Genomic DNA, 13,542 nt, shown 5'->3' with positions numbered 1-13,542 from the left:
GGCGCGCGCGGCGTGGGCCATTCTCCCACGCCGGATGTCCGTTCCCGCCGCCGTCGCTCAGGGCTTGACGAATTTCAGCGTCATCCGGTCGCTCTCGCCGATGGCCTTGTACTTGGCGTCGTCGGCCGCGTCGTGGCTGTTGCTCGGCGGCAGCGTCCACACGCCACCCCGGTAATCCTTGGTGTCGCGCGGATTGGCGTTGACCTCGCTCTTGCCGGCCAGCGTGAAGCCGGCCGCCTCGGCCATCGCGATCACCTGCGCCTGGCCGACGTAGCCGCTCTTGTCGTCGGCCGGCACGTCGGCCTTGGCGCGGTGTTCGACCACGCCGAGCACGCCGCCGGGCTTGAGCACCTGGTAGAAGCCCTTGAACATGCCCTCCGCCTGGCCGGCCATGCGCCAGCTGTGCACGTTGCGGAAGGTCAGCACCAGGTCGGCCGACGCCGCGGGACCGAATACCGGTGCGGCGGGCGAATACGCCACCAGCCTGGCGTGGTCGTACTGCGCCGGCGCGGCGGCGAACTTCTGCTCCAGCGTCGCGCGCGCCTTCTGCTGATCGTCGCGGCCGCGTCCTTCCGGCACCGCGGCCGGATCGACTACCGCGGCGATGTACTGGCCGCGTTCGCGCAGGTACGGCGCCAGGATTTCCGAATACCAGCCGCCGCCGGGGGTGATCTCGATCACCGTCAGGGTCGGCGTGATGCCGAACAACGCCAGAGTCTGCCCCGGATGCCGGTAGGCATCGCGCGCGACATAGACGCGGTCGCGCCAGCTGCCGTCGATGGCGGCCCGCAGCGCCGCATCCGGCACCGGCAAGCTGGCGCTGTCGGCAGGCTTGAGCGCCTGTGCGGTCGGGATCGCCAGCGTCGCGGCAATGGCCAGGGTACAAGCGCAGGCAAGCGTGGTGAGAAGGCTCATGGCGTCCGTCCGTTGTCGATGTGGCGCGAGCCTAGCATGCACGCCTGCGCGCCCGAATGTTGTCGTCGCGTTAGCGCGAATCACGCAAACGGAACGCTGTTTTCGCCACCATCGCCCCGATACCGAAACCTCGGGCGACTATCCTGTCGCCCTTCCCCACAGCGGAGCGTTCCCCATGCTGCACACGCGCGAACTCGGCCGTTCCGGCCTGCACGCGGCGCCGCTCGCCTTCGGCGGCAATGTGTTCGGCTGGAGCGCCGACGCCAAGACCTCCTTCGCCTTGCTCGACGCCTTCGTCGAGGCCGGCTACAACCTGATCGACACCGCCGATGTGTATGCGGCCTGGGTGCCCGGCAACCGCGGCGGCGAGTCGGAAACCATCATCGGCCAGTGGCTCAAGCGCAGCGGCAAGCGCGACAAGGTGCTGATCGCGACCAAGGTCGGCAAATGGGCCGAACGCCCGGGCCTGTCCGCCGACAACATCGCCGCGGCGGTGGAAGAATCGCTGCAGCGCCTGCAGACCGACGTGATCGACCTGTACCAGGCGCACGAGGACGACGAGTCGGTGCCGCTGGAAGCCGCGCTGGCCGCGTTCGGGCGGTTGATCGAGCAAGGCAAGGTGCGCGCGATCGGCGCCTCCAACTACAGCGCCGAACGCCTGGCCCAGGCACTGAAGGTCTCCGCGCAATATGGTTTGCCGCGCTACGAGACCTTGCAGCCCGAATACAACCTGTACGACCGCAGCGGCTACGAAGCCGGCCTGGAACCGCTGGTGCGCGAGCAGGGCCTGGGCACGCTCTGCTACTACGCGCTGGCCCGCGGCTTCCTCAGCGGCAAGTACCGCAGCCCCGCCGATGCCGCCAAGAGCCAGGCGCGCGGCGACAGCGTGATCGCGCGCTATCTCAACGCGCGCGGCCTGCGCATCCTCGCCGCGCTCGACGACATCGCCGGCAAGCACGCGGCCACGCCGACCCAGGTGGCCCTGGCGTGGCTGATCGCGCGTCCCGGCATCGCCGCACCGATCGCCAGCGCGACCAGCATCGAGCAGTTGCAGCAACTGCTGGCCGCCGCGCGCCTGGCGCTGTCGGCCGACGACGTCGCGCAACTGGATACCGCCAGCAAGGAAACCCCATGAGTTCCGCTTCCCACACCACCCGCGTGGTTCTCGCCTCGCGCCCGCAGGGTGCGCCGACCACGCAGAATTTCCGTATCGAACAGGCGCCGCTGGCCGCACCCGGCCCCGGCCAGGTGCTGCTGCGCAACCGCTGGCTGTCGCTGGATCCGTATATGCGCGGACGCATGAGCGATGCGCCCTCGTACGCGCCGCCGGTGCAACTGGGCGAGGTGATGGTCGGCAGCAGCGTCGCCGAGGTGCTGGAATCGCACCATGCCGACCTCAAGCCCGGCGATCTGGTGCTGGTGCAGAACGGCGGCTGGCAGACGCATGTGGTGGCCGATGGCGCCGGCCTGCGGCGCAAGCTCGATCCGCAGTCGCCGCTGCCGCCGAGCACCGCGCTCGGCGTCTACGGCATGCCCGGTTTCACCGCCTATGCCGGCCTGCACGAGATCGGCAAGCCGCAGAGCGGCGAAACCTTGGCGGTCGCCGCCGCCACCGGCCCGGTCGGCGCCAGCGTGGCGCAGATCGCCCGGTTGCGCGGCGCGAAAGTGATCGCCATCGCCGGCGGCGCCGACAAATGCCGCTACCTGCGCGAGGAACTGGGCGTGGACGTGGCGCTGGACCATCGCGCCGCGGATTTCGCCGAGCAACTGCGCGCCGCCGCGCAGGACGGCATCGACGTCTATTTCGAGAACGTCGGCGGCCACGTGTTCGACGCGGTGCTGCCGCTGCTCAACGATTTCGCGCGGGTGCCGGTGTGCGGCACCATCGCCACCTACAACAAGCGAGGCGAACTGCCGCCGGGGCCGGACCGCCTGCCGGCGCTGCTGAACCAGGTGCTGCGTCAGCGGCTGACGGTGCGCGGCTTCATCGTCGGCGATTTCGTCAAGCTCTACCCCGAGTTCCTGCGCGAGATGGGCGCATGGCTGGCCGACGGCCGCGTGCGCTACCGCGAGCATGTCGTGCACGGGCTGGAGAACGCGCCGCAGGCCTTCATCGACATGCTCGGCGGCGGCAACTTCGGCAAGCTGGTGGTGAAGCTGGATGAGAGCCGGGATTAGGGATTCGGGATTGGACAGCCTGCGCTGCGCGGTCGCGATCACGCGGCGACTGTCTCCGCAGCCCTGCCCGTGGCTATTGCAACAGGAAGCGCAGCAGCGCGTCGTTGAAGGCGTGCGGCGATTCCACATTGCACAGGTGCCGGCCATGCACCTGGGCGAAGCTGCCGCGCGCCGCCTGCGTCGCGATCGCCTGCAGATCGTCGGGCGGACACACCGGGTCGTCGTGTCCGGCCAATGCCAGCAGCGGCGTGGCGATCTCGCCCAGGATGCCGCGGAAGTCGGTGCTGGCCAACGCTTCGCAGCACGCGGCATAGGCCTGCGCATCGGTATCCAGGAAGCTCGCCAGGATCGCCTCGACCGTCGCCGGCTGCATCTCGACGAAGGCCGGGGTGAACCAGCGCTCGCGGGTGCCGGCGAGCAGCGGCGCCAGTCCGTCGGCCTGCACCTGCGCGATGCGCGCCTGCCAGCCATCCTCGGTGCCGATCCTGGCCGCGGTCGCGCACACGGTGAGCGTGTGCAGGCGCGCGCCGGCATGGATGCCCAGCCACTGCCCGGTCAGCCCGCCGATCGACAGGCCGCAGAAATGGGTGCGCTCCGCCGACAGCGCATCGAGCAGCGCCAGCACATCGCCGGCCAGGTCCTCGATCCGATACGGTCCCGGCGCGGCGCTCGACGCGCCGTGGCCGCGGCGGTCGTAGCGCAGCACCCGGTAGTACGGTGCCAGCGCGTCGATCTGCGCGTCCCACATGTGCAGATCGGTGCCGAGCGAATTGCAAAAGGTCAGCCATGGACGGCCTTCGCTGCCGTCGATGCGGTAGTGCAGGCGATGCGTCACAAGTTCGAGGAAGGGCATGGCGGCGATGTCGGCTAGGGAAGGAGACGCGCGCGACCGTCGGCCGCGATCGGAGTCTGGGAGTCTAGCCTCCTCATGCCCTGCCGACATGCCGAGCCGTCGCTGCGTGCCGCAGCGGCGCAGCGCCGCTACGGCCCGCCCCGGCCCATGTCACTTGGTCGCCGGGTCCCAATGCTCCTGGATCTTGCCGTTCTGGATGCGGAACATGTCGAACCAGGTGGTCGTGTAGGTCTTGGTCGCGTCCTTGGGATCGGGCAGCGTGCGTACCGACACCAGGGTCACGTAGTCGCCCTCGGCAAGGATCGCCACCAGCGGCAGCTGCACGCGCGGCTTGATCGGCTGCGGTTTGACGAACGCGGTCAGGAACTGCAGGAATGCGTCGCGGCCGTTGGCCACGGTCGGATTGTGCTGGATATAGTCCTTGGCCATGTACCTCGGCGCGTCCTCGGTGTGCCCGGCTTCGAACACGATGCGCCAGAAGTCGTAGACCGTGTGCTTGTTCGCCGTGGTCCGCCGATCCGACCCCTGCAGCAGCTGCTGGTGGTCGGGATTGGCGGTGACCGCGGTTTGCGCGAACGCGGCGGCAGCGGGGAACGCGAGCAGCAAGGCGAGCAGATACGCATGCAGGCGGATGTTCATTTCGATGGCTCCGGTCGTGGGAAATGGCTTGATCGCGGGCGCTACCCAGTTACCGGAAAGTAAGTGCCTGGCTGCTGGAGGACGCACCGCGAGCCTAGCAGGCCGCATCGCGCCGAAACCAAAACACCAGAACTGGAACCGGGTCTTTGCCAATCCGCTGCGCATGCGTCGGCGATGGCGACGTGCCCGATGCCGGAGCGCTTCGCTCGACCAGCGATCGAGCCGGCGATCGACGGCCATCGAACGAGCGCAACCGCACGCGTTGCGTGCGTACATGGCGCAGCGATTCCGGCTCCCGGACCGGACGCGAGCCCTCTTGGAGAATGCGCTGAACGAGCAGGGCGCGACCTCGAGGCGTCGAACGGGCACGTTTATGGAGGTTCATCCGGGGCTCCTGGGGGCTGGGTTGGCCTGGTCGCCCCCATCTTCCCGGCGTTCGTGCCGCGACGTGCCGCGCAGCGCACCGGCGACGCTGCGGCCCGATCGCCGCGCCGACCCTGATCTTCGCGTTGCCGACCCTGGTGCTGCTCGCACTCGGCGTCACCGCCGGCAAGCGCTGGCGGGTGCCGGCGACGGTGCTGGCCTGGGGCGTGGTCGCGTTCGGCAATGTGCCCGACCTGCAGGTGTCCGTGGTCGCGCAGGCGCCGCTGCGCCCGCATACTGAAACCCGCATTTGCTCCCCCTTCCTTATTTCGCAAGGAGTCATCGCATGCGCATTCCCGCTTTCGGCCTGGGGACGTTCCGGCTCAAGGACCAGGTCGTCATCGACTCGGTCCGCAACGCGCTCGAACTGGGCTACCGCGCCATCGACACCGCGCAGATCTACGGCAACGAAGCCGAGGTCGGCCAGGCCATCGCCGCCTCCGGCATGCCGCGCGCGGACCTGTTCGTCACCACCAAGGTGTGGACCGACAAGCTGGCCACCGACGCATTGCTGCCGAGCCTGCGGCAGAGCCTGGACAAGCTGCGCAGCGACTACGTGGACCTGACCCTGGTGCACTGGCCATCGCCGCGCGATGCGGTGCCGATGGCCGAGTACCTGCATGCGCTGGCCGCCGCCCGCGAACAGGGGCTGACCCGCCGGATCGGCCTGTCCAACTTCACCATCGCGCTGACCAGGCAGGCGATCGCGATCCTCGGCGCCGAGGCCATCGCCACCCAGCAGATCGAAGTGCATCCCTACCTGCAGAACCGCAAGCTGATCGGCTTCCTGCACGAGCAGGGCATCCATGTCACCTCGTACATGACCCTGGCCTACGGCAAGGTGCTGCAGGATCCGGTGATCGCCGCGATCGCCGCGCGCCACGCCGCCACCCCGGCGCAGGTGGCATTGGCCTGGGCATTGCAGCAGGGCTATGCGGTGATCCCGTCCTCGACCAAGCGCGAGAACCTGGCCAGCAATCTGCTCGCGCAATCGCTGCGCCTGGACGCCGAGGACATGGCGCAGATCGCCACGCTGGACCGTGGCGAGCGCCTGGCGAACCCGGCCGGCATCGCGCCGGACTGGGACTGAGGCCGAGACGCGCGCCGGCAGCAAGCATCTGCGAAGCGGCGCCGGCACGCCTGACGCAACAGCCGCATTGCAGCGCTGCCACAAACCATCGCGGCGCTGCAATGCTGGGACCGGCGGTCTTGCCATCGCCACAACGACCGGCCTGCAACCGCAGCCGAGGCGTCGGGCGCGCGCAAGGCGTCCCGTCGCGCTACGCGACGTCGCAACCGGCGCGCCGGGACGCAGCGCCGCATTGCAAACGCCGCGTTGCAAACGCTTCCAAGGCACCTGCCCGCTCATCTCGCTGATCGGTTCAGCAATGCGCGCGCAATGTCGTCCCCGTCGGCGCACATCGCCGGAAATATCCGCTAGGATCGGAGCGACAGGGGGGTGGCCTCGAGAGGAGTCCTACCCATGCAGACCGCTTCCGCTCTCGCTCGTCCTGCCCACGCGCGTCCCGTCGTCGATCTGGATGCCGAAATGGCCTATTGGCGGCGTGCCCATGCCAATGGCCGCCTCGGTCACCATGGCTTCTCCGACTACGCCTCGCTGCTGAAGATGGGCTACGACGTCTATCTGGCCTATCCGCGCGCCACCGAGGCGCAGCTGTACCGCGTGCTGCAGGAGTCCTATCACCACCTGGCACCGTCGCTGTCGGTGCCGTGGGACGAAGCGCGCTGGCTGGTCCGCCATGCCTGGCACCATTTGGAGCAATCCGGCCGCAGTCATTGACGGCACCCGCGGGCGCGCCGGGAAGAATGGTCGCGCTGCACACTGCAGCGCGGTGCGCAAACCCTCGCGCCGCGCCTCGTGCCGGTGGCTCACCGCGACGGCGGCGCGTCGGACGTGCGTTCCTTGGCCTCGATGCGGCCCTGGAACTCCTTCGACCCCTGGCCGGGCGATGTGGCCGCATCGCCTTGCGCGATCTTGAGCTGCTGCTTGCGCCGCTCGACCACGTTCTTGGCCAGCGCCACGCGGCGCCCGACCACCATCTCGGTGAGCCAGTCGATCAGATAGCGGGTGTATTCGAGCTGGTGTTCCTTGCGGGTCAGCGCGTGGTCGGCGCCCTTGATCACCCGCGAGGTCAGCGAACGCGCATTGGAGAACGCCGCGGCGTAGTTCTTCAGCACCTGCCCCGGCACGATCGCGTCCTGCTCGGCCTCGACCAGCAGCACGTCGCCGCGGAAGCGCTGGCACGCGGCCAGCGCAAGGTTGTCGGCCGGCGCCACCGCGCGGTGCCGGTACGGCATCAGCTCCGGATCCTGGTTCAGCGCCACCTTCGGGCCATCCCAGTGCGCGTCCTTGTACAGCGCCGGCGACCGCAGCGCCAGCCATTCCACCGGCCGTTCCAGGGTCAGCAGCGAGGCGAGATAGCCGCCGTAGCTCAGGCCCACCACCGCGATCGACTCCGGGTCCACCTGCGGGCAATCCACCAGGCGGTCGTAGGCCGCCTTGATGTCGTCCAGATTCTGCGCGCGGGTCACCGTCTCGCGCATCGAGGCCAGGCCTTCGTGGCCGCGCAGGTCGAAGGTCAGGCACACGCAGCCCAGGCCGACCGCTTCGCGCGCGCGCACCAGGTTGTGATGCTGATTGCCGCCCCAGCCATGCACGAACAGCACGCCGGGCATGCCGTTGGTCGGGGTCAGCAAGGTGCCGCTCAAGGCGGCGCCGTCCACCGCGATATCGATGCTGGAGAGCTTGGTTTCCATGGTCAGTCTGCAACGCTCGCATAGCGGTACTTGGTCAGGCGGCCCACGCGCGGATCCTCGCCCGTGTAGTAGACCTCGGCGCCGGCCGGCAGAGCCGCCGCGCCGTAGCGCTCGACGGTGGCCGCGACCACCGCGTGCAGCGCCGGTTCGCGCTGGAAGGCAGCGATCGCGGCCAGTTCCGCCGGCGTCGCCCCGCCGATGCGCCAGGACTGCTCGAGCACGCCGCGCAGGCGCGTGCCGTCCTGGGCGATGCCGTCGATCACATCGTAGTTGCGGCGCGATGCGTAGAAGCCGGGATAGGCCTGCGCGATGCAGCGATCGTAGTGGCGCGCCTTCAGCACCGCCTCGCGCTGCGGCGGCGGCAACGCGCGTTCGAGCAGCGCATCCAGCGTGCCGCGGATCACGAACAGGTGCGAGCCGCCGTAGGTCTCGTGGCCGGCGCCGTCCGCGGTGGCCGATTGCGTGCCGTAGTAGGCGATGGTCATGCCGGCGCAGTCCACTTCGCCGACGCTGAAGGTGGTCGAGCGGTCCAGCTGCCGTTCCAGCACCACGCCCTGCTGCGCCAGATCCGTCGCCGCCGCTGCGTCCAGCGCGGTATCCAATGCGGGCGCGTCGTGCAGCAACAGCTGGCCCTGCCCGGCGATGCCATGCGGCAACTTCAATCGCACCTGGCCGCCGCCGCACAGGCGCGCATACGCCGTGCGCGCATCGGCCGCCGCGAACGCGGTGTAGCCGGGCACCGTCGCCGCGGCCAATGCGGCGCCGAGCGCATGGTTCCAGCCCTGCGGCGCGGCCGCGCCGGGATCGACCAACGGATGGCTGATCGCCTTGGTGGCGACGAATGCATGCGGCACCACGCCACCGAGCAGGTCGGCCGCCACGCGCACGCCCAGGTGCTGCGCCTGTGCGGCGGTCAAGGTGTCGTCCGGCACGTAGAAACCGCGCTGTGCCGCACTCGCATCCTGCAACGGCAGGCGCATCAGCCGCGCCACTTCGGCGGCGATCCAGGCATGCGTGGCGGCCTCGTGCCCGCCGGGCGGATGCGTGCGTACGCTGCAGCGACGGACATGGTCGTGTGCGGCAGATGGCGCCATGCGCGGTACTCCGCTCGAGGAGGACAGGAGGTCAAGCACGGGCGTACCAGAACAGCGGCTGGGCCGCACCCAGGCCGAGCAGCGACAGCACGGCGAGCAGCCAGCGTGGCAACGCGGCGCGCAATTGCCGGCACCAAGCACGCGCCTCCGTGCTACCCGAAGCATCGGCAGGCGTGTCGCGCGCAAGCGGTGCTGGATACGCGACGGTCGATGGCGAAGGCGGATGGCGGGGTAGGTCGGCCATGCGACCAAGGCTGTCGGAGATAGCGTTGCGCCATGGTGAACGCCGCGTGCCTGGCGCGTCGGCAATGCATCGAGCTGCCGAAGATGGAAGCGCCTGCATCCTCCCTCGCAAGCGCGCACCAACGACACCGCGCGTCATTGCGGGCTCCAGGCGTGAACGGCGTCGAGGCGATCAGGCTGGCGACAACGGCGCAGCGACCTGCGCGTCGATCCGGTGCTTGCCGGCCAGCGCCTGCATGCCCTGCAGCGTCGCCTGCACCGCACCGGCATACGTGCTGCGCCACAACTCGGCGCGCGACTGGCGCGAGGATGCCTCGGCCAGCGCCAGCGCGAACCCCTGCACACGCGGGTCGGCCAGCGTGGCACGGTCCAGGAACGGTTGTTCCAACGCGATCACGTCCACCGGCGCCAGCCAGGCATCGGCGACCAGCTCGGCCACGCCGACCCGATGCGCCAGCTGATGCAGCGCGCTCAGGGTCTCGTGCAGCATTTCCAGATACGCCCACTGCCACAACGCCGCCTTGCGCTGCGGGTCGGCCTGGTCCAGCGCGGACAAGGCAGCGTCGACACGGTCGATGCGTAAATCGTTCATTCGCCGGCGCTCCATGTGGCGCAGTCTGATCGGCGCATTCTGCGCGCAAATCGTGGGGAGATTGTGCGCCGCATCGGCTCCGGCAATGGGACGACGCGTTCCGCGGCTCGACCCGGGCAAGCATGCCATCGGCTGCGAGTGGCCGTCCAGGCCGGCTTCCTGCTGATCGCTATGCGGCCGCATGCCTGCCATGCACAGCGCCCCACCAGCACAGCGCCATGCACAGCACGCACAACTGCGAAGCAGCCCAAAACCGGCATGGCACGAGTGTTCTATACTGGCGTGGCACGCATCGCCGCGCGCGTTCCTCCGCTCCCCACGCCACGACATGACGCCACCCTGACACCCGCGCCTTGTTCTTCACGCCGTCCCCCTGCGGGACTCGGGTTTTCTGGCTTTCCATTTCGTGTAGCGCCGCCCTGCGACGGGCGCGGCGTCAGGAGCGTTTTCTCGTGAATCTCCATCCCCCGCTGCGCCAGCAATGGTTCGGCAACCTCCGTGGCGACGTGCTCGCCGGTCTGGTCGTGGCGCTGGCGCTGATCCCCGAAGCCATCGCCTTCTCCATCATCGCCGGAGTCGATCCCAAGATCGGGCTGTACGCCTCGTTCTGCATCTGCGTGGTGATCGCCTTCGTCGGCGGCCGGCCCGGCATGATCTCCGCCGCGACCGGCGCGATGGCGCTGCTGATGGTCGGCCTGGTCAAGGAGCACGGCCTGCACTACCTGCTCGCAGCGACGCTGTTGACCGGCGTACTGCAGATCCTCGCCGGCGTGCTGAAGCTCGGCGCGTTGATGCGCTTCGTCTCGCGCTCGGTGATCACCGGCTTCGTCAACGCGCTGGCGATCCTGATCTTCATGGCGCAGCTGCCCGAGCTGATCGGCGTGCCGACCCTGGTGTATCCGCTGGTGGCGCTGGGCCTGCTGGTGATCTACGGCCTGCCGTGGCTGTCGCAGCGCACCTTCGCCGGACTCGGCCTGTGGCTGCTGGTACTGGGCGCCGCGCTGACCGCCGGCAGCCTCGATGCGCGTGCGCTGTACGCCGTGGCGGCGATCGGTGCCGCCGCCCTGCTGCTCGGTCACCGCTGGACGCGCACGCTCGCATTGCCGCCGCCGCTGGTGGCGATCGTGCTGCTGACCGGACTGGCGCTGTACTTCGGCATCGTGGTGCCCACCGTGGGCGACAAGGGCCAGTTGCCCGACAGCCTGCCGACGTTCCTGCTGCCGGACGTGCCATGGACGTTGGAGACGTTGAAAATCGTGTTCCCGGTGTCGGCGACGCTGGCGATGGTCGGCCTGCTGGAATCGATGATGACCGCGCAGATCGTCGACGACATGACCGACACCCCCAGCGGCAAGAACCGCGAATGCATCGGCCAGGGCACGGCCAACATCGCCAGCGGGCTGATCGGCGGCATGGCCGGTTGCGCGATGATCGGGCAGTCGGTGATCAACGTGAAATCCGGCGGCCGTGGGCGCCTGTCGGCGCTGGTCGCCGGCAGCGTGCTGCTGATGCTGGTGGTGTTCGCTGGCGCGTGGGTGCGGCAGATCCCGATGGCGGCGCTGGTGGCGGTGATGATCATGGTCTCGATCGGCACCTTCAGCTGGCGCTCGCTGGCGCAACTGCGCACGCACCCGAAGAGCTCCAGCCTGGTGATGCTCGCCACCGTGGTGGTGACCGTGGCCACCCACGACCTGGCGCGCGGCGTGCTGACCGGCGTGCTGTTGTCGGCGCTGTTCTTCGCGCGCAAGGTCGGGCGCATGCTGGACATCGCCAAAACCGAGGACGCCGATGGCGGCCACACCTACCGGATCAGCGGCCAGTTGTTCTTCGCCTCGGCCGGCAGTTTCGCCTTGGCATTCGACTATGCGCACGCACCGGCGCGGGTCACGCTCGACCTGACGCAGGCGCATCTGTGGGACGTCAGCGCCATCGGCGCGCTGGACAAGGTGGTGCTGAAGTTCCGCCGCCATGGCGCGCAGGTGCAGGTGGTGGGGCTGAACGCCGCCAGCGCCGCCATGGTCGGAGACCTGGGCACGCATCATCGGGACGACGCGGGGCCGGCTTCGCTGCATTGAGGAGTGCGGCGGCGCCTGTAGCGATGCCCGCGTCGCTGCCTCTTGCGCCGCGCGCGGGTCGCCCGCGGCGGACCTGCACGGGTCACGACCGCAGCGCGCTGCCGGCGACCAGCGCCGACAGGCACCGCGACCGCCGGACTTCACGTTGATCACCGTCTGACCGATCAGCGCGCAGCCGGGATGAGTCGTGACCGCCTACGCATGCGATGACGCGGCCGCGACGTGGCCTGGCTAGCATGTTCCTGAGGCGGCACAGCGCCACCCGACCACTGCCCGACGCCAAGCCCGCGAGGATCAACCGATGCGCCTGGAACACTGGCTACTGCCTCGGCACGACTGGGTGCCCAATCATCCGTTTCTGCCAGTGCTGCTGTACCGCCAGGTCGACGGCGACAGCGATGCCGACGGCTTCGAACGCCGCTTTGCCGCCAACGGCTGGCCACCGCAATGGCGCGATGGCATCTACGATTACCACCACTACCATTCCACTGCCCACGAGGTGCTTGGCGTGGCCAGCGGCAGCGCGCGGCTGCTCATCGGCGGCCCAGGCGGCCCCGAAACCGCGCTGGCGGCCGGCGACGCCTTGCTGCTGCCGGCCGGCACCGGCCATTGCTGCATCGCCTGCAGCAGCGACGTCCTGGTGGTCGGCGCCTATCCCGTCGGGCAGGACTGGGATATCCGCCGGCGGGCGCCCAGCGCCGAAACGATCCAGCGCATCGCCCAGTTGCCATTCCCGCCCAGCGATCCCGTCGCCGGCCGGCAAGGCCCCCTTCTCCAGCACTGGAAGATGCCTGAGAGTCCGGGCTAGATCTGAGCGGGCTTGCCGACGCGCTGCGGTGCGGGCATGACTTCCCGCACCCTGACTTCCCGCAGAGGACACGGCATAGCCCAGCGCCGATGCTGCAGCCACGCCCAAAGGAACCGCCGCCATGCGCCTGCTGCTCTCCGCCTGCACCCTCGCCCTGCTCGGTGCCGCCGCGAGCGCCAGCGCCGGCCCGCAGTTCTCCTCGCAGCAATGCGGCTTTTCCACGCCCTACGACGTCATCGTCGACCGGACCGGCGTCGCCCTGACCCGCAGCGCCGGCACGCCGAAGACCGTGTTCCTGCATGACGGCCGCCTGCAGGTGGACGGCGTCGCGCAGCCGCTCAGCAGTGCCGACGCCCAGCGCTTGCGGCAGATGGAACAGGGCGCGCAGGCGCTGATCCCCGAAGTGGCCGGCATCGCCCGCGAAGTGGTCGGCATCACCTTCGACGCCTTCGGCGGCGTGGTCGAAGCGATCACCGGTAGCCGCAGCAAAGCGCGCAAGATCGAGCGGCACCGCGACGCCGCCCTCGCCCACCTGGACCGCACCCTCGGCAAAGGCCGATGGCAGCAGGACCTGTTCGACAAGGCATTCGAGGCCAACGTTAGCGCCGCCGCCGAGGAAATGGCCGGCGCGCTGACCCGCGGCGTTATGTTCGCGGTGTTCACCGGCGGCGCCGACGACATCGAGAAACGCACCGACGCGATGGAGAAGGACATGGAGCGGCGCATGGAGGCGCGCGGCAAGGCCCTGGAAGCCAGGGCCGACGCGCTATGCGTAAAGGTCGCGGCGCTGGATGCGCTGGAGCAGGATTTGGACTACCGGCTCCCCGGCGGCAAGCGGCTGGACCTGCTGGAACACAGCGAGAAGCCGGCAAAGTCGGCCATGCCCGGCGAGGCGACCGTGGCCGCAACCGAATCGCCGCACAGCGAGGCGCACTGAGCGGGGC

General features: G+C 69.4%; 14 protein-coding genes. 7 read left to right on the top strand and 7 right to left on the bottom strand.

Features of this window, described 5'->3' with window-relative positions; translation table 11 throughout:
• Positions 1-57: 57 nt before the first annotated feature.
• Positions 58-915 carry a class I SAM-dependent methyltransferase gene (locus FZ025_RS09945; protein WP_104558855.1) on the bottom strand — a complete coding sequence of 286 codons (858 nt, stop codon included), beginning with the start codon at positions 913-915 and terminating at the stop codon, positions 58-60.
• A gap of 175 nt (positions 916-1,090) precedes the next feature.
• Here FZ025_RS09945 and FZ025_RS09940 point away from each other — a divergent pair, with 175 nt between their 5' ends.
• Both FZ025_RS09940 and FZ025_RS09935 read left to right on the top strand, forming a co-directional pair.
• On the top strand, positions 1,091-2,050 hold the full coding sequence (locus FZ025_RS09940) for an aldo/keto reductase (RefSeq protein ID WP_104558856.1): 960 nt from the start codon (positions 1,091-1,093) through the stop codon (positions 2,048-2,050).
• On the top strand, positions 2,047-3,093 hold the full coding sequence (locus FZ025_RS09935; RefSeq protein ID WP_104558857.1) for an NADP-dependent oxidoreductase: 1,047 nt from the start codon (positions 2,047-2,049) through the stop codon (positions 3,091-3,093). The genes FZ025_RS09940 and FZ025_RS09935 overlap by 4 nt, the downstream gene beginning before the upstream one ends.
• Positions 3,094-3,166: 73 nt before the next feature.
• On the opposite strand, the gene pcaD is transcribed toward FZ025_RS09935, so the two are convergent.
• A complete protein-coding gene (gene pcaD / locus FZ025_RS09930; RefSeq protein WP_046977404.1) occupies positions 3,167-3,946 on the bottom strand; it encodes a 3-oxoadipate enol-lactonase in 780 nt (259 codons plus the stop codon).
• 150 nt (positions 3,947-4,096) lie between these two features.
• Positions 4,097-4,585, bottom strand: coding sequence for a nuclear transport factor 2 family protein (locus FZ025_RS09925; protein WP_046977403.1), 489 nt, complete (start codon positions 4,583-4,585; stop codon positions 4,097-4,099).
• Positions 4,586-5,294: 709 nt separating this feature from the next.
• On the opposite strand from FZ025_RS09925, the gene dkgB reads away from it, so the two are divergent.
• Together dkgB and FZ025_RS09915 are read left to right on the top strand one after the other, a co-directional pair.
• Positions 5,295-6,098: a 2,5-didehydrogluconate reductase DkgB gene (dkgB, locus tag FZ025_RS09920; RefSeq protein WP_046977402.1), complete on the top strand. Its 804-nt coding sequence runs from the start codon at positions 5,295-5,297 to the stop codon at positions 6,096-6,098.
• Positions 6,099-6,491: 393 nt separating this feature from the next.
• Positions 6,492-6,809, top strand: a complete 318-nt coding sequence (locus FZ025_RS09915) for a hypothetical protein (protein ID WP_046977401.1) — start codon at positions 6,492-6,494, stop codon at positions 6,807-6,809.
• Positions 6,810-6,898: 89 nt separating this feature from the next.
• Here FZ025_RS09915 and FZ025_RS09910 read toward each other — a convergent pair whose 3' ends face one another.
• From FZ025_RS09910 to FZ025_RS09895, 4 genes are all read right to left on the bottom strand, one after another.
• A complete protein-coding gene (locus tag FZ025_RS09910) occupies positions 6,899-7,786 on the bottom strand; it encodes an alpha/beta hydrolase family protein (protein WP_046977400.1) in 888 nt (295 codons plus the stop codon).
• A gap of 2 nt (positions 7,787-7,788) precedes the next feature.
• On the bottom strand, positions 7,789-8,880 hold the full coding sequence (locus FZ025_RS09905; protein WP_046977399.1) for a DUF3182 family protein: 1,092 nt from the start codon (positions 8,878-8,880) through the stop codon (positions 7,789-7,791).
• A 31-nt stretch (positions 8,881-8,911) separates the two neighbouring features.
• The gene (locus FZ025_RS09900) at positions 8,912-9,124 is read right to left on the bottom strand and encodes a hypothetical protein (RefSeq protein ID WP_146093602.1); all 213 of its coding nucleotides are present in this window, start codon (positions 9,122-9,124) and stop codon (positions 8,912-8,914) included.
• Positions 9,125-9,295: 171 nt separating this feature from the next.
• Positions 9,296-9,715, bottom strand: coding sequence for a hypothetical protein (locus FZ025_RS09895; RefSeq protein WP_046977398.1), 420 nt, complete (start codon positions 9,713-9,715; stop codon positions 9,296-9,298).
• 452 nt (positions 9,716-10,167) lie between these two features.
• On the opposite strand from FZ025_RS09895, the gene FZ025_RS09890 reads away from it, so the two are divergent.
• The 3 genes from FZ025_RS09890 to FZ025_RS09880 all read left to right on the top strand — a co-directional run bounded on the left by FZ025_RS09890 (position 10,168) and on the right by FZ025_RS09880 (position 13,535).
• Positions 10,168-11,790 (top strand): SulP family inorganic anion transporter, encoded by a 1,623-nt coding sequence (locus tag FZ025_RS09890; RefSeq protein ID WP_104558859.1) that lies wholly within the window; start codon positions 10,168-10,170, stop codon positions 11,788-11,790.
• Positions 11,791-12,091: 301 nt separating this feature from the next.
• The gene (locus FZ025_RS09885) at positions 12,092-12,598 is read left to right on the top strand and encodes a cupin domain-containing protein (RefSeq protein WP_046979576.1); all 507 of its coding nucleotides are present in this window, start codon (positions 12,092-12,094) and stop codon (positions 12,596-12,598) included.
• A gap of 121 nt (positions 12,599-12,719) precedes the next feature.
• On the top strand, positions 12,720-13,535 hold the full coding sequence (locus FZ025_RS09880) for a DUF2884 family protein (RefSeq protein WP_046979575.1): 816 nt from the start codon (positions 12,720-12,722) through the stop codon (positions 13,533-13,535).
• Positions 13,536-13,542 lie beyond the last annotated feature (7 nt).

Origin of the sequence: Xanthomonas hyacinthi (genome assembly GCF_009769165.1) — a bacterium.
Classification (GTDB): Bacteria; Pseudomonadota; Gammaproteobacteria; order Xanthomonadales; family Xanthomonadaceae; genus Xanthomonas_A; species Xanthomonas_A hyacinthi.
The sequence above is the reverse complement of the archived record's forward strand: the minus strand, read 5'-3'. Positions and strand labels throughout refer to the sequence as shown.